Below are 20,074 nucleotides of genomic sequence, written 5' to 3'. Positions count from 1 at the left end.
ATGATAAACAAGCGTCTTCTTATTAAAAATTTATTAGCTCACAACGATGAGAATAGTTTTTATGATAAAAAACGCCAGTTAAATTTACATACCAAAGAAGGAAAAGCAAAGTTTTTAAAACACATTTGTGCGCTTTCGAATTCTAATCCTAGCAACAATTCATACATTGTGGTTGGTGTGGAAGATGAAACCAATGAAATTGTGGGTGATGATTTTTTTGACGATAGTCGCATTCAAAATTTAGTCAATGCTTTTTTGGAAAATCCGCCCAAAATTCAATATGAAAACGTGCCATTTCCAAATCTTCCAAAAGATAAAGTAGTAGGATTAGTTACCATTAAACCTAAATCAAAAACATCCTATTTTAAAAAAGGAATTCACACCATAGTTGCCAATAGCGTTTATGAACGAAAAGGCAGTAACACTTCTCCTGCAACGGAAAAAATTCCGTATTCAAAACAAAATGTTGAAACGGTTATTAGCTTAGAAAACAACTCCCGAAATAGTATTTCTTATACGTTGGAAAGTGTTTTGGATTTTATAAATACTAGACACAAAGATTTAGAATCAAATTACAAGGTTTTTAAAGAACTTTTTGTGGTGTGCTGGGCAGGAAATAAGAAAAAAGTAAGAGATACTATCTATTATTCTAGAGTAGATATTGAGTTAGTGAATGAGCAAGTCAAATTGTTTTATTCGGCATTTGATGAAGTGAGTATTGCATTTGATGAAGAATCTTTTTCTATTACCGAATACGTTTGTTTGGGATTAAACGACAAAACCAGTTTTTATCCGCTAGAAAAAGTATCCATCCGTTTTTTTGATAATGGTTATTATAAAATAGACACCCAATTATTGTTTGAACCACCACAATACAATAAAAAAATGTTGCATCACATTTATAATTCAAATATTACCTTACTCAACAAACTTCAAAAAGGGACTTTTTTACATGTAACTGAAAAAAAAGATTTGCTCAATGTGCCACATACCTTAATGATATGTTATTTGAATGGATTTGAAGAAGCGAAACAAAAACTAATTGAAGCTAAAACGTTTTTGAAAACATTTGACAATCCATTGGTATATTTGTCCTTTAAAGAAGTGATGCGAATTTTACGAAAAATGAAATACAATACAAAAAATGACTAGAAAATTAGTAGTTGGCGATATACACGGTGGCTTAAAAGCATTGGTTCAGGTTTTAGAAAGAGCGAATGTTTCAAAAAATGACACGTTGATTTTTTTAGGTGATTTCGTAGATGGTTGGAGCGATTCGCCAGCCGTTTTAGATTTTTTAATTTCGCTTCAACTTGAACAAAAATGTGTTTTTATAAGAGGAAATCATGATGATTTATTACTAAAATGGTTGCGAAATGATTCGGAAGGGTTTGATGAAAAAATGTGGTTTTTACATGGTGGTGAAGCCTCGGCTTTGTCGTACCAAAACATTGATAATACTACTAAAGAAAAACACATTCGCTTTTTACAGTCGTTACAAGATTATTATTTAGATGATGAAAACCGGTTGTTTATTCATGCCGGATTTACTAACCTGAGAGGAGTTACACATGAATTTTTTACCCCATTATTTTATTGGGATAGAACTTTATGGGAAATGGTTTTGGCTATGGACAACGAACTTTCGGAAGACGCTCTTACGTATCCAAATCGATTAAAGCTTTATAAAGAAATCTATATTGGCCACACGCCGGTTACTAAAATTGAGGAATCTACACCAGTAAATAAAGCTTGTGTTTGGAATATAGATACAGGCGCTGCTTTCAAAGGAAAATTATCTATTATGGATGTAGATACCAAAGAATTTTGGCAAAGTGATGCCTTACCTGATTTATACCCAAATGAAAAAGGAAGAAATTAATTGCTTTTTTTTATGTCATCTTAATACTATTTATACCTTTGCTCCAAATTATTTATTTACGTAAAATCCATTCAAAATGAGTGTAATAGAAAGAAAACTGAAAGACCGTAGTGGTTCAGTTTGCGAAATTAGTGGTACGGAACATGACTTAGTTGTATATGTATTGCCACCAACCAATGAAAGAACGGTTGAAAATAGTGTGTTAATTGCAAAACACCTAAAAGACCAAATTGAGAACCCAGAAACTACCGATGAAAAAGACTGGAGAGGTTTATCGGAAAGTATGTGGAGTGAGCATTTACCTGTTCAAATTGTATCATGGAGAATGTTAGCGCGTTTAAAAAATACCGATTTATTAGAGATGATGTATCTTGATGAAGAAGCGTTAGAATGGGCAAAAGCAACGGGTGAAGGTGAAGAAGAAGACGAAAATAAAATTGTACATAAAGACAGCAACGGTGTAACCTTATTAGATGGGGACTCAGTTGTACTAATTAAAGATTTAGATGTAAAAGGCGCTACTTTTACCGCAAAACGTGGAGCTGCCGTACATAACATTAAATTAGTTTGGGACGATGCGAACTTGATTGAAGGTAGAGTAGAAAACCAAAGTATTTATATTTTGACGCAATACGTGAAGAAAACGAAGTAATTTTCAATGTGCCGATGTGGCAATATCACAATACAAAACCCCTCAAATTTGATTTGTGGGGTTTTTCTATTTCCTGCAAGGTCTTTTTGACCTTGTAAGTATTATTTGTATACTACTTAAAAATAGATAAAATTATTTCAGTAGCTTTGTTTTGAAGTAGCTTGTAGGCACGGAATGCAATTCCTTATTATCGAGTATCTGGTTTTAAAACATAAAAAAAAGTAAAACCGTTGAACAAATAAATTTATTATTACATTTGAAAAACTCTAAAATTAAAAACTATTATGAAAAAATTATTATTAAAATTGACATTTGTTTTAACATTAATCTGTACAGGTTGTAGTAATGATGACGACAATAATTCAACTACATCTATTGTTGGTAAGTGGAGAACAGAAAAATTTGATTATTATACAGATAATCAATTTGATAATACAGAAATAACTGTAGAGGAAAATTCAACTTGTCCAGATTATATAGAATTCAAAACTAATGGAAATTATGAATCAATAGACAAAGACGTAGATTGTGTTACTTCTGTTGATGAAAGCGGCACTTATACTTTTAATGGCACTACACTTACTAATAATTCTAATGGTTCTATAACTACTGGTACAGTAACATATCTAACAACAACAGATTTGAAAATTGAATTTATAGAAACATCCTTGGGAGGAACAATTTTTAAAAATGTTGGTTACTTTAAAAAAATTAACTAATCAAAATAAGTATTATAGCCCGAACTCGCGGATTTATTACCACATCGATTGCGTAAATTATTCCGTGAACATAAAAAAACAAAACCCCGCAAATTTGATTTGTGGGGTTTTTGGTTTTACTATTTTGGTATATTTGTTATAGAAAAGATTTCCATAAGAACCTGAGATTTAATATATACAAAATGCCAAGGAAAAAAACATTGGATGAATTTATTATTGAAGCATCAACTATTCACAACTGTAAATACGATTACTCAAAAGTAGTTTATAATAATAGTAGTGAAAATGTAATAATTACATGTAAAATACATGGAGATTTTCTTAAATCACCTCAAAAACACTTGGCTGGTCAAGGATGTAGAATATGCAATGGTTATATTGCTCTAAATCAAAATTCATTTTTAGAGCGTTCAAATAAAAAACATGGTGGACTTTATGACTATTCAAAGGCTGAAATAAAATCTAAAAAAGATAAGGTTGTCATTATTTGTAGAATACATGGTGAATTCGAACAACTACCAGGAAATCACATTAAAGGTCAAGGTTGTCCTAATTGTGCTCAGATATTAAAAACTCAATCTCAAAGATACTCAACTGAAGAATTTGTTAATAGTGTTAGTTTAATTCATGGTAAAAAATATGATTATACCAAGGTTAACTATATTAATAGTCAAACTAAGGTTGAAATAATTTGTCCCATTCATAGTTCTTTTTATATGAAGCCTAATAGTCATTATAACGGACAAGGCTGTCCTAAATGTGGAAGAATTGAAGCAATTAAGAATATTATTCTAGACTATTCTGTTTTTTTAGAAAGAGCAGAAAAAATTCACAACAATCTTTACGCTTATAAAGAAGATACTTACATTAATTATACCTCAAAGATGAGTGTTTTTTGTTATGAGCATGGTTTCTTCGAACAAACACCTCATTCACACATATCTATGAAAACAGGATGTCCAAAATGTGGTATTGAGAGGACAGCTAAAAAAAATCAAATAGGTTGGGATGCTGTTCATGATTTATTTTTAGTTACTCATGGGAATAAATATGAATATAATCAAAATTCATTTGTTGATGTTTCGACTAAAATAAAAATAAAATGTAAAAAACATGGTTGGTTTGATCAAAAACCTTTCCTTCATTATTCAGGCTCAGGTTGTAAAAAATGTGGACAATCTGAAAATGGTGAAAAAAAACAAATTAACTTCAATGAATTTGTTAATCGTTCCATTTTAATACATGGTAATAAATATAAATATTCTGAATTAAATTATATAAACATCTTTAAACCAATTGAAATTGAATGTTCTAAACATGGAATATTTACTCAATCTCCTAGAAACCATTATAGAGGTAGTGGATGTCCAAAATGTATAAGTAGTAGAGGTGAAACATTAGTTAGACTTATTTTAGAAAAATATAATATTGTTTATGAGGAGCAGAAAAAGTTTGAAGATTTAATTCATAAAAATAATTTACGTTGTGATTTTTATTTACCTGAATATGGCACAGTAATTGAATATAATGGATTACAACATTATGAACCAATTGCTGTATTTGGTGGAATAAATGGTTTAATTCAAACTCAAAAAAGAGACTTAATAAAATATGGTTATCTTGAATCAAATAAAATTAAACTAATAATAGTAAGGTATGATAATAATAACGTTGAAGACTACTTATTAGAAAAATTAAAAAATAATGATTTAAACTAATCATAAGGAATAGAATTCTACCCACAAGAACTAAAAAACCCTGCAATTGCAGGGTTTTTCTATATCCAAAAAGTAACTAATCACTAATTACTTTTCACTAATCACTAATTTTACAAATCAAACTTAATCCCTTGCGCTAATGGTAACGCTGTTCCGTAGTTAATGGTATTCGTTTGTCTTCTCATGTAGGCTTTCCAAGCATCAGAACCTGATTCACGGCCACCACCTGTTTCTTTTTCACCACCAAAAGCACCACCAATTTCAGCACCAGAAGTTCCAATGTTTACGTTAGCAATACCACAATCAGAACCTGCTGCCGAAAGGAATAATTCCATTTCTCTCATGTTGTTGGTAAAGATAGAAGAAGATAATCCTTGAGGAACTGCATTTTGCATTGCAATCGCTTCTTCAATGGTACTGTATTTCATTACGTATAAAACAGGTGCAAATGTTTCGTGTTGCACGATTTCGAACTCGTTTTTAGCTTCAATAATACATGGTTTTACATAACATCCACTTTCGTATCCTTTTCCTTCTAAAACACCACCTTCTACAATTACTCTTCCGCCTTCTGCTTTTGCTTTTTCAATCGCGTTTAAGTAATCTTGCACCGCACCTTTATCGATAAGTGGCCCCACGTGATTGTTAGCATCTAATGGATTTCCAATTTTTAACTGTGCATACGCTTTTGCTAAAACGTCTAAAGTTTTATCGTAAACACTTTCGTGAACAATTAATCTACGCGTTGATGTACAACGTTGACCTGCTGTTCCTACTGCTCCAAAAACTGCTCCTACCAATACCATTGATAAATCAGCTTCTTTAGAAACGATAATTGCGTTGTTTCCACCTAATTCTAAGATAGTGTTTCCAAAACGCTCAGCTACCGTTTTTGATACATGACGACCAATTCTTGTAGAACCTGTAAACGATACTAATGGAATACGTTTGTCGTTATTGATTAAATCACCCGATTCGTTACCCACCACTAAACAGCTGATTCCTTCTGGTAAATTGTTTCTTTCTAATACCGTTTGAATGATGTTTTGACACGCAACACCACATAAAGGCGTTTTTGAACTTGGTTTCCAAATACAAACGTCACCACAAATCCAAGCTAACATCGTGTTCCAAGACCAAACCGCTACTGGGAAATTGAAAGCCGAAATGATTCCAACAATTCCAAACGGATGCCATTGCTCATACATTCTGTGCATTGGACGTTCTGAATGCATAGTTAATCCGTGTAATTGACGTGATAAACCTACTGCGAAATCACAGATATCAATCATTTCCTGAACTTCTCCAAGACCTTCTTGATACGATTTACCCATTTCAAAAGACACTAATTTTCCTAATGCTTCTTTGTGTTTACGTAATTCTTCTCCCATTTGACGAACGATTTCCCCTCTTTTTGGAGCCGGAACCAAACGCCATGTTTTGAACGCTTCTTCTGCAGCACTCATAGCTGTTTCGTAATCTTCTTTTGTTGAAGATTTTACTTTTCCAATCAAATCTCCTGTTGCTGGTGAATAGGATTCGATGATTTTTCCATTTGAAAACCACTTAGAACCTGTTGAAGTTCCTTCGTTAATTTCTTTAATGCCTAATTGTTGCAAAGCGTCTTGCATACCAAATTGAATTGCTGCTTCAGATATCATTTTATAACTTTTTATTCGGTTTTTGTTAAATTTTTATCAAAGATAAAAAATATATTGTAACTCCGTAAATGTAATTGTGTTTTAAAATTTTAACCACATAGAATCATAGGTTACTATACTCAGATAAAGTCGTTTCACTTAACATGAGAAATCATAGACCTCTATCTAACCAGAATGGTCTATCTCGTTCTCTTTTTTATATGTTTCTATGTGGTTAGAGATTTATTTCTTAATTGTAAATTTAGGATTGGTTTCCATTACGGTGCCACATTTTTTGCAGGTTCTTTTTTCTTCTGAATTGTAGAACGTACTGAAATGCGGTAGAAAATCCTTTTCTATATCGTGTAATTCGAAATATACTTCGTGTAATTTATGATTGCAATTATCGCAAAACCACAATAAACCATCATTGAATCCTTTGCCAACACGTTTTCTTTCGATTACCAATCCGATAGAACCTTCCGTTCTTGCTGGTGAATGTGGTACTTTAGCAGGATGTAAATACATATCGCCTGCTGAAAGTTTCATAGCTTTCTTTTCGCCATCTTCTTGAATGTAAACGGTGATTTCACCTTCTAACTGATAGAATAATTCTTCGGTTTCATTGTAGTGATAGTCTTTTCGTGCATTGGGTCCACCCACAACCATTACAATGTAATCATCAGATTCCACATATAAATTCTTATTACTCACAGGTGGTTTTAACAATGCTTTGTTGTCCTCAATCCACTTTTGTAAATTAAACGGTTTTCCTATTGCCATCATTTTTAATTTAAAACGTAAAGTTACTAAAAAGAAAAAAGGTTAGCTGTACTTTTTGTTACAAACTAACCTTATTAAATTATTAACTTTGGAATTACTTCACTTCTTTCACTAAATAAATATAAACTGGGAAGTGATCCGAGAATCCAGGAACTCCGTTTTGATTACGAAGTGGATATCCTTTGTACTGACCCGTTTTCTGAATTAAGAAAGGTTTGTTGTAAATACCCGCCTTCCAATATTTGAACGAACTATAATCGTTATTATCCGCAGGAATTAATTGTTGGCTTACCATAATTTGGTCAAAAATATCACCTGAATCTCTGTAAAATAAAGAAGCGTGTCCGTCTTTAGCCATTTGCTCAAATGGATTGTAAACGTCTCTTGGTTCTTTTAATTCTGTTTTCTTAAGTTTAGCGCCAATACCTTGTTTCACACTTTTATTATATGCACCATCATTTAAATCTCCCATGGTAATGAATTTAGCCTTTGGGTTAATTTTTATGATTGAATCCATTATTTTTCGGTTTAATCTACCCGCCGCTTCTCTGTAAGGACTACTTTTTTTCTCTCCACCAGAACGTGATGGCCAGTGGTTTACAATAACATTAATTTCTTCACCGTCTAACAAACCAGTAACTAAGAGTTGGTCACGAGTATAAATTCTTTTTGTCTTTTTATCGTAGTTAACGTTTTCTTCAACCTCTTCATCTTCTTTTTTGTCTTTTTTATCAGTCGCAGATTCTGACTCATATACATACAGAGGAACATTGATGTAGCTTGTTGGTTGGAAATACTTTTCTTGGTATAAAAAACCAACATCAATTCCACGTTTATCTGGCGAATCAAAGTGTACTACTTTATATCCTTTATTAATTAAGGCAGGATGTTTTACTAAATCTTCTAACACTCTTCTGTTTTCAATTTCACAAGCACCAATAATAACTGGTGAATTTTTTTGGTTTTCGCTTGTACCTAATTCAATTAGAACTCTACTTAAATTATCTAATTTCTTTTTATATTTCTTTTTTGTCCAACCGTTCACAGGAGTATATTCTTCATCATATGTATCGGGATCGTTAATTGTATCAAACAAATTTTCAAAATTGTAAAATGCAACCGTATGCACCTTAAATTTTTTATCCTGAGAAAAAGCACTATTGATAGACAAAATCACGGTAAATACAGCCAAAAGGTGTTTAATTTTCATAAATTAAATGTTATATTAATATCAAGCTTATTACAAATTGGGAGCCAAAGGTAAATAATATTATTAAATGTTATACATTTGTAGGCTGTTAAGTTTTTAACCACTTAACGTTAAATAAGTATTAATTATAATTTTCTCTATGAAAAAACTTGTATTAAGCACTTTACTAGTGCTACAAGCCGTTTTTGTTTTTGCACAGCAAAGTCCAGCCTTAAAAGGTAAGGTTATCGATGCTAAAAGTCAAAAACCTTTACAAAATGTTGTTGCAACCATTCAAAGCACCAATCAATCTGCTTTGACTGATTTTGACGGAAATTTTGTTTTTCAATCACTTCCTGCTGGGGAACAAGTATTAGTAGTTAAGTCTACAGGATACAACCAACAGACGTTTGTATTAGAACCTAACAATGGGGAACCATTGGATTTAGGGGTTGTGGTCTTAGAAGAAGATGTAACTTCTGAACAACAGTTGAGTTTAGTTACTATCACTGAAAATGACTTAGGAGATGATAACAGTGGGTCGGAAAGTACTTCAGGTTTATTACAAGCCACGAGAGATACATACCAACAAGCTGCTGCATTTAACTGGGGGCAATCTCGTTTTAGAATTAGAGGTTTAGATAATGAATATGGAGTAACCATGATTAATGGTATTTCAATGAATAAACTGTATGATGGAAGACCACAATGGAGTAACTGGGGTGGTTTAAATGATGCCACAAGAAATCAAGAATTTACAATGGGTTCTGCGCCTTCAGATTATACATTTGGTAGTGCATTGGGAACACAAGAAATCAACACAAGAGCTTCATTCTACCGTCCTGGATCTAGAATCTCTATGTCGGGAACGAATACCAATTATAGTTGGAGAACCATGGGTACTTATGCCTCTGGGATGAACAAAGAAGGATGGGCGTTTGTTGTTTCTGCATCAAGAAGATGGGCTCAAGAAGGCTATTTTGAAGGAACTGACTATGCTGCCAATTCATTGTTTGCAAGTGTTGAGAAAAAAATAAACGACAAACACAGCATTAACTTAACTGCAATTTATGCTCAAAATAGTAGAGGAAAAAACTCTCCAAACACAAAAGAAGTGAACGATTTAATGGGAATTAAATACAACTCTTATTGGGGATGGCAAGATGGCGAAAAACGTAACTCTAGAGAGAAAAACGTTGAAGAGCCTATTGCAATGTTATCACACTACTGGAAAATTACAGAAAGAACAACTTTAAATACAAATGTTGCCTTTCAAACAGGAGCAATTGGAAATTCTAGATTAGATTTCCAAATAGGAAACAATCCAGACCCAACCTACTACAAAAATTTACCAAGTTATTATAGTAATTTAGGAGATGCCGCAGGTGCTGCTTCTGCTGAAACATTTTTCTTGAATAATAGTCAAATAAATTGGAATGCAATGTACATTGCCAACCAAAATAGTGCATTTCCAGGAAGAAGTGTTTATGCTTTGTATGAAGACAGAACAGATGACAATCAATTAAGCGCAAATAGTATTTTAAATTCAAGTATTTCTGAAAATGTAAGCTTAACTGCTAGTGCAAATTTCAGAAAACTTCGCTCACACAATCATCAAAACTTAATTGATTTATTGGGTGGTCAATATTTCTTAGATATCGATCCTTTTTATTCTGGAGATGCTGGTCAGTCTGACTTAAATAACCCAAACAGACAAATTGGTGAAAATGATTCTTATGGTTATAACTATTTATTACATGCATTAACATTTGATGGATTTACACAATTTAAATTTACTTATGATAAAGCTGATTTCTATTTAGCACAATCATTCTCTAGAACAGAATATCAAAGAGAAGGTTTGTACAGAAATGGAATCTATGCTGATAATTCTTTTGGAAAAGGAGAAAGCATCACATTTGAAAACTTCGGCTTCAAAGGAGGTTTAACTTATAAATTAAACGGAAGAAATTACTTAGATTTCAACGGTTTATACCAAACTAAAGCACCCAGTTTAAGAAACTCTTTTTCTAATGCTAGAATGAACAATGTAATTACTCCAGACTTAGAAAGTGAGAACATTACAAGTGCTGATGGAAGTTATATCTTAAGAGCTCCAAAATTCAAAGCGCGTATAACAGGTTTCTATTCTAAAATTCAAAATGCTACTGAAATTGCTTTCTTCTATGGAGAAGGAATTGGTGGTGATGATGGTGGCGATGAAGACACTTTTGTAAGTGAGATTGTTACTGGAATTGAAAAACAAAATATGGGTGCTGAACTTGGTTTAGAATTCCAAATTACTTCAACTATCAAAGCAACTGCTGCTGCTTCTTATGGTCAGTATATTTATTCAGACAATGCTAAGTTAAAAACAAACGATGATGCATTAGCTGCTGCAGGAAATAACTCTTTAACAGACTTTGGTACGGTTTATATGAAAAACTATCACCAACCAGGTATGCCACAAACAGCGGCTTCATTTGGTTTAGAATACAGAGATCCTAATTTCTGGTGGATTGGAGCTAACGTTAACTATTTAGCTAATAGTTATGTTGATTTTGCAAATATTTTAAGAACAGATAATTTCAGTATTGATGGAGCTACAGGTGATAATTATTCTGGAGCTACACCTGAAACGGTTAGGGATATCCTTAAACAAGAAAAATTTAATAGTTTTACATTAGTTAATTTAACGGGTGGAAAATCTTGGAGAATAAGCAAAGCCAATCGTAACACAGTAGGATTCTTTGCGTCAGTAAATAACGTTTTTGATATCACCTACAAAACAGGTGGATTTGAACAATCAAGAAAAGCAACTTTCCCAGATTTACAAGCTGACCAAGCTAACGGAACACCTTCTTTTGGATCTAAATATTTTTACGGATACGGAAGAACATTCTTTGTTAACTTCTACATAAACTTCTAAAAAAATATACTATGAAAATAAAATTTTTAAAAACAATTTTCTTGTTGGCACTTAGTATAAGTGCTTTAACAAGTTGTGTAGGAGATGATGATTATGTTATTCCTACTGTGTATACTTATGCATTTAACGAAGGTTTTGAAACTTCTACAACTGGAAGTGGTTCAGTTGAGGTGCCAATTACTTTAGAAGGATGGATAAACTATAATGGATCAACATCAAGTCCAGCATCAGCTCGCTTATGGCATGCTAGAACATTTAGCAATAATATTTACGCGGAATTTTCTTCGTTTTATTCTGCAACAGGTACAAATGATGTCGCTTGGTTAATTACTCCAGAACTAGATTTAACAGCTACAACAGGTGAGGTTTTATCTTTTGTAACAAAAACAAGATTTGCTAATGGTTATCCATTAACTGTATTTATTTCAACTGATTATGATGGAACAACTAGTGGAATTGCTACTGCAACATGGACTCCGCTAGCGTTTACTGCACCAACTACAAATGATGTTTTTGTAAGTAGTGGAAATATTGACCTTAGTTCTTATGAAAGCGATAATGTAAGAATTGCGTTCAAATATACCGGAAGTAAAGCTGGTGTAACTACTACTTTACAATTAGACAATGTTAAGATCACTAAAAACTAAATAGCTATGAAAAATATAAAATTAGTAGTAACAACAGCTGTTTTTGCGAGTTTATTGAGTTGCGTTAATGGCGATGATTATGGTACACCTGATTTATCAAATGATTGTGTAACCATCGCTAAAACGAAAGAAGTTTCTGATATTACAAATATTGCGACTGCAACTACTGTTCAATATACAACAGGAGAAAATATAGATTATATTGAGGCTTATGTTACTTCAAGTGATGAAGGCGGAAACTTTTATAAATCAATTTCAATGATGTCATTAGATGGATTGAAAGGATTTAGTATGCCTGTAGATAATTACAACTTGTATACAGAATTTGAACCAGGAAGAAAAGTTACCATTAAACTAGATAAAAACAGATACTATAACAAACAACATGGTAGTACTGTTTTAGGTTCTTCATACAACGGTGGAGTTGGAAGAATTTCTGGTGTTGAATATAAAGATGTGATTTTAAGATCATGTGAAAATGTTAATGAAAATGATATTGTTAAAGACTTAACAATAACTGCTGCAAAAAACGACCAATATTTAAATATGTTGATGGAGTTTGATGGCGTTCAATTTACAGATGCATCTTTAGGAAAAAAATATTACGATGCTACGCTTAATAGCATTGGTGGTGCAACTAATCATGAAATTACAGATCAATTTGGAAACAAAGTAATCGTAAGAGTTAGCGAATTTGCAACATTTGCTTCAAATGCTGTTCCTTCGCTTAATGGTAAAATAAGAGGTGTAATGACTAAATACAATAGTGATTACCAATTTATGATAAGAACTATTAATGACGTTAATTTAACTGACACTAGATTAGCTATTGATTTGAACCCCCCAATTGGAGGTTCTGCAATTGTTTATGATGCAACTCTAAACGAGCCTTTTACATCCTACACTACAACAAATCAACAAATTTTTCCAAAATACATCAATGATGCTGCTGTAGGAAGTAGATATTGGCAAAGAAAAACGTTTGGAACTCCAACTAATACCTATATACAAATGTCTTCTTTTGGAGGAACTCCAGAAGCAAACAGATCATTGTTTATTGTTCCTGTTAACATGACAGCAGCAAATACGCTTTCATTTGAAACAAAAGCTGGTTTCCACAATGGTAATGTATTAAAAGTATATTACACTACAAATTATACTCCTGGGTCACAAATTACTTCCGCAACATTAACAGATATTACTTCTAGTTTTACGATTTCTCCTGGCTTACCAAGTGGATATCCTACAAACTTTACGGCAAGTGGTATTTATAATATTCCTGTCGGAGTTACTGGAAATGGGTTTTTTGTGTTTGAATATATTGGAAATGGTTCTGGTGGACCAACAACTACAATGCAAATAGATAATATTGTAATTAACTAATTACAATATTAAATTATATCTAAAGCGACTCAAACGAGTCGCTTTTTTTATTCTTGCTATTTTGTACCTTTGTAATCTATAAAGAACGAATATGTTAGAGAAAGAAGTTATTGACTTTGAAAAATCAATTGTAGTTGGAATAGTAACGCAAAACCAAAGCGAAGATAAACTAAACGAATATCTTGACGAATTGGAATTCTTGACCTTTACTGCTGGTGGAACTGTTGTAAAACGTTTTTCACAAAAAATGGACAAACCCAATCCGAAGACTTTTGTAGGGACAGGGAAATTAGAAGAAATCAAATATTATATCAAAGATAACGATATTAAAACCGTAATTTTTGACGATGAATTAACGCCTTCACAATCCAAAAACATTACCAAAGAATTAGACTGTAAAGTATTAGACAGAACCAATCTTATTTTGGATATTTTTGCCCAAAGAGCCGAAACTTCTTATGCAAGAACGCAAGTTGAATTAGCACAATGCCAATACTTATTACCTCGTTTAACCGGAATGTGGACACACTTAGAACGTCAAAAAGGAGGAATTGGTATGCGTGGTCCTGGGGAAACCGAAATTGAAACCGACCGTCGTATTGTACGTGACAGGATTTCGTTACTAAAAGAAAAAATCAAGGTAATTGATAAACAAATGGCAACCCAACGAAGCAATCGTGGCGCCATGGTTCGTGTTGCCTTAGTAGGTTATACCAATGTTGGAAAATCAACTTTGATGAACGCTATTGGAAAAAGTGATGTGTTTGTAGAAAACAAGTTATTTGCCACATTAGATACAACCGTTCGTAAAACCGTTATAAAGAATTTACCGTTTCTTTTAAGTGATACCGTAGGATTTATTAGAAAACTTCCAACACAATTAGTTGAATCATTTAAAAGTACGTTAGATGAGGTTAGAGAAGCTGATTTATTGCTTCATGTAGTAGATATTTCGCATCCTGACTTTGAAGATCATATTTCCTCGGTGAATCAAATTTTACAAGATATTAAAAGTGCCGATAAACCAACTATCATGGTTTTCAATAAAATTGATGCTTATCAATCGGTTTATTTCGATGAAAATGATTTAAGTATTGAAAAAACAACCAAACATTACACATTAGAAGATTGGAAACAAACTTGGATGAGTAAATTAGGTGAAAATAATACCCTTTTTATCTCTGCCACAGAAAAAGCCAATTTTGAAGAATTCAGAGAAAAAGTGTACGAAGCTGTAAGAGAAATTCATATCACACGATTTCCTTACAATAAATTTTTATATCCCGATTATAAAGACGCCGTTGAAAACGAATAAAAAAAGACTTTAAATCGGTTATTTCTTCTTGTATAAAGGCACTGCCGAACACGCTTCGCCAAACATCACGCTTTTCGCAACTTTTAGTAGTTTTTGAATCGCTAAAGTATACACCTGATTGGGTACTGATTTTTTAGAACATCCCTTTAAAATTACTGGCTTTTGAAAATAATCGGTATAATCGAGTTTATTTAAAATATCTTGATACCATTCAATAACGGCCAATTCTTTAGTTCCATGAATAACTTTTAAAGCATAGGGTGCTAAATTCACAGTAACTAAAGCAAAAGTCCAGGCAGGCAAAATAGCATCTGTTGAACAATAGATAGCCACGTATTTATCTTGAAAAGACGAGAAATCGTTGCTTTTTAATTGTGCTCTAAAATCGGACTCTTTTAAGATAAATCCTTCCAACAACCATTGCGAAATATCTAAATCCACTACATTATTATCTGGATAGTAATCTTCTAAATCGAATACCATCAAAGAACTTTGTGCTACTTTGTTTACTATTTCATCCATTTTTATAGTCTTCAGTGTTCAGTAATTAGTGTTCAGCAAACTACCAACTAAAAACTGAACACTGCTTACTTATTTTAAAGCATTCCTAATTCTAATTTTGCTTCTTCACTCATTAAATCTTTGCTCCAAGGCGGATCAAAAGTTATTTCTACTTCACATGATTTAACAGTATCGATAGATTTTACTTTTTCTTCCACTTCCATTGGTAACGTCTCAGCTACTGGGCAATTTGGTGAAGTTAACGTCATTAAGATTTTTACATCGTTATCTTCATTAATCATCACATCGTAAATTAACCCTAATTCGTAAATATCTACTGGGATTTCAGGGTCAAAAATTCCTTTTAAAACTTTGACTACATCTTCGCCTAAGTTGATTGTGTCGTTAAATTCTTCCATTTTTTAAATTTTTAAACATATAAGCCATATAAGTTAATCCCATAATGTCTTATATATTTCGTTTACATATGTTTGTTGTCCTTCGTAATAAATGTTCTTGACATTAAAATTAATTAATAATCCTATTGGCATTTGCAATAAGTTCATGTAAGTTAAAAGTTGAGCTTCATAAATTGGATTCATTTCCGCCACTGCTTTCAATTCAACTACTAAAATGTTTTCAACTAAAATATCACATCTTAGTATTGATTCCAATTCAAATCCTTTGTAATTGATTGGAATATTGCATTCTGAAATTGAATTTATATTACGTAATTCTAATTCCTTAATCAGACACTGGTGATAAACTGCTTCTAACAATCCTGGTCCTAATCTTTTATGAACTTCTATTGCGGCTCCGTTAACTTGATAAACTAAATCTTTTAATTTTGTTTTTGTTACATTCTTCATGGCTTGTATTAATTTTAGTGGTGTATATCATATTGTAAAAACTTATATGGCTTATATGTTTGATTTTTTGGTTTATTGCTTCGATTGAAAAGCTAACGCATACATTTTTATTTGTTTTATCATCGAAACCAAACCATTGGCTCTAGTGGGCGACAAATGTTCTTTTAATCCTATTTCGTCAATAAAATCGGTGTTAGCTTCTAAAATATCTTTAGGAGATTGATTAGAAAAAGCACGAATAAGAATAGCAATAATGCCTTTCGTTAAAATGGCATCGCTATCTGCTGTGAAAACTATTTTTCCACCTTGTTCTTCTCCATGAACCCAAACTTTGGATTGACAACCCTTGATGATGTTTTCGTCTATTTTGTATTGTTCATCAATTAATGGAAGTGTTTTTCCTAACTCGATGATGTATTCGTAGCGTTGCATCCAGTCGTCAAACATAGAAAACTCGTCTACAATATCGTTTTGTATCTCTTTAATCGTCATTAAAAAATTATTTTTTAGTTGCTTTTAAAATCAACTTGTTTTCATTATCGTATAATAAAATGGTTTTGTTTTCAATTTTAAAATAGGTAACTTCAGTGGAAACTTTAAACCATAATGTTTCGTTTTCCATTGCATTTTCACAATATTTTCTGGTTGACATCATAGGACCGAAAGAAATTGATTCATCTTGTAATTTGTATATGCCTGAATACATATTACAACCCATAAAACCCGATACTTTCTCCGCATCAAAACTAATAAAATATTCCTTTTTACTGACATCATTTGACAACAACTCTTCTACAGAATAACTACCTAAAACTGGATTTTTTACAACAGAATCATCTGCTAATTTATTAATGTAATCTACAAATTCTTTAATTTTAGCTGGCGGAATTGTATGGTCAAAACCTTTTGTGGTGTACGTTTTATCTTTTACAATAATTGACATATCGGCATGTGCTTTCCCATCATAAGCACGTTCCATGGTAGGACCTTCTAAATCGTTAAAAGTTTTTAAATCGATTTTAGAATATAATTTCCCAAGTTGATTCCATTGTTCATCAGATAATTCAACAACTTCTGGCTTACCATCTCTTGTGTTAATAACTGAAAAGGTTTTATTTTCAATTTGAATGGTTCTGTGAAAACCTCTTGAATTCGCACCATATGAAATTTTTACATCCGATATAAACTGCTCTTGCGAACAACCTTTCGATAAAAAAAACACTAAAAAAATAGAAAATAATGATTTCATAATATTTATTTTTAAGACAACATCATTTGTGCTTTTTTAACCGCTTCTACAAAGATATCAATTTCTTCCTTGGTATTGTAAAAAGCAAAACTTGCTCTAATGGTTCCTGGAATATTGAAAAAATTCATAATAGGTTGGGCGCAATGATGCCCGGTTCTAACCGCTATACCTAACTTATCGATAATTGTGCCAATGTCATAAGGATGAATGCCTTCGATATTAAATGAAATTACTGAAGCTTTGTTTTCACTCGTTCCAAAAATCGTTAAACCTTCTATTTCCTGTAATCTTTTAGTTCCATACTCTAATAATTCTTGTTCGTAGACCGCAATGTTATCAAAACCGATTGCATTCATGTAATCAATCGCCGTTCCTAAAACAATTCCGCCTTCGATGTTTGGTGTACCGGCTTCAAATTTATGCGGTAAATCGGCGTAAATTGTTTTTTCGAACGTAACCTCAGCAATCATTTCGCCTCCACCTTGATAGGGCGGTAATTTGCGTAACCATTCTTCTTTTCCATATAAAATTCCAACGCCTGTTGGACCACACACTTTATGACCTGAAAAAACATAAAAATCACAATCCAGAGCTTGCACATCTGGTCGTAAATGAGGAGTTGCTTGTGCTCCGTCTATTAAAACGGCTGCTCCTACTCCATGTGCTTTTTTGATGATGTATTCAATTGGGTTAACAGTTCCTAACGCATTTGAAATGTGATTTACCGTTACGATTTTCGTTTTTTCGGAAAGTAATTTGTCAAATTCTGAAAGAATTAATTCTCCTTTTTGATTCATTGGAATAACCACCAACTTCGCTCCAGTTCTTTCACATAAAAATTGCCAAGGCACAATGTTACTATGGTGTTCCAAAGCGGATACCATCACCTCATCACCTGCTTTTAGTAAACTTGCAAAACCATTCGCCACCAAGTTGATTCCGAACGTAGTTCCTGAAGTAAAAATGATTTCGTGATTATGCTTTGCGTTTAAGTGATTTTGAATCGTATTTCTTGACACTTCATACGCATCCGTAGCCAATTGACTCAGCGTATGCACACCACGGTGAATATTAGCATTGATTTCGCTGTAATATTTCGAAATAGCATCAATAACCACTTGCGGTTTTTGCGAAGTGGCACCGTTATCAAAATACACCAAGGGTTTTCCATTTACTTTTTGCGATAAAATGGGAAAATCAGCTCTTACTTTTTGAACATCAAACATATTGATATTTTTTATTTTTTATAAAACAAAACCGCAATGAAGCGGTCTTATATATTACAAATCAAATCCCATATTCACGCCTAATTTATCAGCGATAATACGAGCAATCTTTGCTTTTAATTCTGGAATTTTTACACTGTTTGTTACTTCGCTTGTAAACGCATACATCAACAAAGCTTTGGCTTCTTTTTTAGGAATGCCTCGTTGTTGCATGTAGAACATCGCGCTTTCGTCTAATTGTCCAATCGTACAACCGTGAGAACATTTTACATCGTCAGCAAAAATTTCCAATTGTGGTTTTGCGTTGATGGTAGCTTTATCGCCAATTAAAATGTTATTATTTTGTTGGAAAGCATCTGTTTTTTGAGCTTCTTTTTCTACGAAGATTTTTCCGTTGAAAACTCCGGTTGAACTATCGTGTAAAATCGTTTTATAGTTTTGGTGGCTTTCGCAATTTGGTGTGGCGTGTTGGACTAACGTATAATGATCTACGTGTTGTTTATCACCAATAATGGTAATTCCTTTCAAAGTTGAATCGATTCTTTCACCTTGGTGATAGAAATTCAAGTTGTTTCTCGTAATGTTTCCACCAAACGAAAACGTATGCACCGCTACTCTACTCTCTTGCTTTTGTGCAATGTATGTATTGTCAATCAAATTCGCAGTTTGCACATCGTTTTGCACTTTGTAATAATCAACAATCGCACGTTTTTGAGCAAAAATTTCGGTAACCGAATTCGTTAAAACGGGATTCGAATTCAAACTCTGATGACGCTCTACAATTTGCACATGAGCGTTCTCTCCAATAATTACTAAATTTCTAGGTTGTACAATCAAAGCTGCTTCATTTCCTGTAGAGAAATAAATAATCTCGATTGGCTTTTCAACCACTTTACTTTTCGGGATGTTGATATATGCTCCTTCCAATGAAAATGCTGTGTTTAAAGACGTTAAACTATCTTCTTTATTTGCAATTTGATTGAAATAAGTATCAACAATCATTTTATATTTAGGTTTTGTCAATGCCGAAGACATCAAACAAACATCTAAACCATCATGTGTAGTTGAAGACAAAAACGAACTGAAAATTCCGTCGATGAAAACTACTTTATATGTGTCAATTTCGTGTAAGAAATACTTTTTTACGTCTTTAAATTCAATCGCATTTTCTTTCTTCGGGAAAACCGAAAAATCATTCTTTAAAATTGCATTTAAGGATGTGTATTTCCAAGCTTCCTCTTTTTTAGTAGGGAAACCTTTGTTTTCGAAATTTTTTATGGCATGACTTCTTAACTCGTGAAGTTCAGAATGTGTATCAATCTTTTCTTCAAAAGCCATGAAAGAAGCTAATAATTTATCTTTCAACTCCATG

Annotated in this window: 19 protein-coding genes; 9 read left to right on the top strand and 10 right to left on the bottom strand. The window is 32.6% G+C overall.

The features are described 5' to 3' along the window. The 5 genes from RSE15_RS08850 to RSE15_RS08830 all read left to right on the top strand — a co-directional run bounded on the left by RSE15_RS08850 (position 1) and on the right by RSE15_RS08830 (position 4,971). Complete coding sequence (locus RSE15_RS08850) at positions 1 to 1,152, top strand: ATP-binding protein (protein WP_324067647.1); 1,152 nt, start codon at positions 1 to 3, stop codon at positions 1,150 to 1,152. Beyond that, positions 1,145 to 1,882, top strand: coding sequence for a metallophosphoesterase family protein (locus RSE15_RS08845; RefSeq protein ID WP_324067645.1), 738 nt, complete (start codon positions 1,145 to 1,147; stop codon positions 1,880 to 1,882). Before RSE15_RS08850 ends, RSE15_RS08845 begins: the two co-directional genes overlap by 8 nt. Before the next feature lie 76 nt (positions 1,883 to 1,958). After that, positions 1,959 to 2,534 carry a PhnA domain-containing protein gene (locus tag RSE15_RS08840; RefSeq protein WP_324067644.1) on the top strand — a complete coding sequence of 192 codons (576 nt, stop codon included), beginning with the start codon at positions 1,959 to 1,961 and terminating at the stop codon, positions 2,532 to 2,534. Between the two features lie 284 nt (positions 2,535 to 2,818). After that, a complete protein-coding gene (locus RSE15_RS08835) occupies positions 2,819 to 3,253 on the top strand; it encodes a lipocalin family protein (RefSeq protein ID WP_324067642.1) in 435 nt (144 codons plus the stop codon). 182 nt (positions 3,254 to 3,435) lie between these two features. After that, positions 3,436 to 4,971, top strand: a complete 1,536-nt coding sequence (locus RSE15_RS08830; RefSeq protein ID WP_324067640.1) for a DUF723 domain-containing protein — start codon at positions 3,436 to 3,438, stop codon at positions 4,969 to 4,971. Positions 4,972 to 5,081: 110 nt separating this feature from the next. Here the strand turns inward: RSE15_RS08830 and RSE15_RS08825 are convergent, their stop codons facing one another. From RSE15_RS08825 to RSE15_RS08815, 3 genes are all read right to left on the bottom strand, one after another. Then, positions 5,082 to 6,602: an L-piperidine-6-carboxylate dehydrogenase gene (locus RSE15_RS08825; protein ID WP_416380770.1), complete on the bottom strand. Its 1,521-nt coding sequence runs from the start codon at positions 6,600 to 6,602 to the stop codon at positions 5,082 to 5,084. A gap of 252 nt (positions 6,603 to 6,854) precedes the next feature. Beyond that, positions 6,855 to 7,394 (bottom strand): 3-hydroxyanthranilate 3,4-dioxygenase, encoded by a 540-nt coding sequence (locus RSE15_RS08820; RefSeq protein WP_324070442.1) that lies wholly within the window; start codon positions 7,392 to 7,394, stop codon positions 6,855 to 6,857. Positions 7,395 to 7,488: 94 nt separating this feature from the next. Continuing rightward, complete coding sequence (locus tag RSE15_RS08815; protein WP_324067638.1) at positions 7,489 to 8,604, bottom strand: endonuclease/exonuclease/phosphatase family protein; 1,116 nt, start codon at positions 8,602 to 8,604, stop codon at positions 7,489 to 7,491. Positions 8,605 to 8,743: 139 nt separating this feature from the next. On the opposite strand from RSE15_RS08815, the gene RSE15_RS08810 reads away from it, so the two are divergent. From RSE15_RS08810 to hflX, 4 genes are all read left to right on the top strand, one after another. Next, on the top strand, positions 8,744 to 11,512 hold the full coding sequence (locus tag RSE15_RS08810; protein ID WP_324067636.1) for a carboxypeptidase-like regulatory domain-containing protein: 2,769 nt from the start codon (positions 8,744 to 8,746) through the stop codon (positions 11,510 to 11,512). A gap of 11 nt (positions 11,513 to 11,523) precedes the next feature. Further along, positions 11,524 to 12,159: a choice-of-anchor J domain-containing protein gene (locus tag RSE15_RS08805; RefSeq protein WP_324067635.1), complete on the top strand. Its 636-nt coding sequence runs from the start codon at positions 11,524 to 11,526 to the stop codon at positions 12,157 to 12,159. A 6-nt stretch (positions 12,160 to 12,165) separates the two neighbouring features. Further along, entirely contained in the window at positions 12,166 to 13,542 is a 1,377-nt protein-coding gene (locus RSE15_RS08800; RefSeq protein ID WP_324067633.1) for a DUF5689 domain-containing protein, read from the top strand. 91 nt (positions 13,543 to 13,633) lie between these two features. Further along, a complete protein-coding gene (gene hflX, locus RSE15_RS08795; protein ID WP_324067632.1) occupies positions 13,634 to 14,857 on the top strand; it encodes a GTPase HflX in 1,224 nt (407 codons plus the stop codon). Between the two features lie 18 nt (positions 14,858 to 14,875). On the opposite strand, the gene RSE15_RS08790 is transcribed toward hflX, so the two are convergent. From RSE15_RS08790 to sufD, 7 genes are all read right to left on the bottom strand, one after another. After that, positions 14,876 to 15,379 carry a DUF2480 family protein gene (locus RSE15_RS08790; protein ID WP_324067630.1) on the bottom strand — a complete coding sequence of 168 codons (504 nt, stop codon included), beginning with the start codon at positions 15,377 to 15,379 and terminating at the stop codon, positions 14,876 to 14,878. A 74-nt stretch (positions 15,380 to 15,453) separates the two neighbouring features. Next, entirely contained in the window at positions 15,454 to 15,777 is a 324-nt protein-coding gene (locus tag RSE15_RS08785) for an SUF system Fe-S cluster assembly protein (RefSeq protein ID WP_324067628.1), read from the bottom strand. 33 nt (positions 15,778 to 15,810) lie between these two features. Beyond that, positions 15,811 to 16,227, bottom strand: coding sequence for a GxxExxY protein (locus RSE15_RS08780; protein ID WP_324067626.1), 417 nt, complete (start codon positions 16,225 to 16,227; stop codon positions 15,811 to 15,813). 72 nt (positions 16,228 to 16,299) lie between these two features. After that, complete coding sequence (locus tag RSE15_RS08775; protein WP_324067625.1) at positions 16,300 to 16,719, bottom strand: SufE family protein; 420 nt, start codon at positions 16,717 to 16,719, stop codon at positions 16,300 to 16,302. A gap of 7 nt (positions 16,720 to 16,726) precedes the next feature. Next, positions 16,727 to 17,476, bottom strand: coding sequence for an META domain-containing protein (locus RSE15_RS08770; protein ID WP_324067622.1), 750 nt, complete (start codon positions 17,474 to 17,476; stop codon positions 16,727 to 16,729). A gap of 11 nt (positions 17,477 to 17,487) precedes the next feature. After that, complete coding sequence (locus RSE15_RS08765; protein WP_324067620.1) at positions 17,488 to 18,702, bottom strand: aminotransferase class V-fold PLP-dependent enzyme; 1,215 nt, start codon at positions 18,700 to 18,702, stop codon at positions 17,488 to 17,490. Positions 18,703 to 18,756: 54 nt separating this feature from the next. Beyond that, entirely contained in the window at positions 18,757 to 20,073 is a 1,317-nt protein-coding gene (gene sufD, locus RSE15_RS08760; RefSeq protein ID WP_324067618.1) for a Fe-S cluster assembly protein SufD, read from the bottom strand. Position 20,074 lies beyond the last annotated feature (1 nt).

The organism is Flavobacterium sp., from assembly GCF_035195345.1.
Lineage (GTDB): Bacteria > Bacteroidota > Bacteroidia > Flavobacteriales > Flavobacteriaceae > Flavobacterium.
Note: the sequence above shows the minus strand (reverse complement) of the source record. Positions and strands in the feature narration are given on the sequence as shown.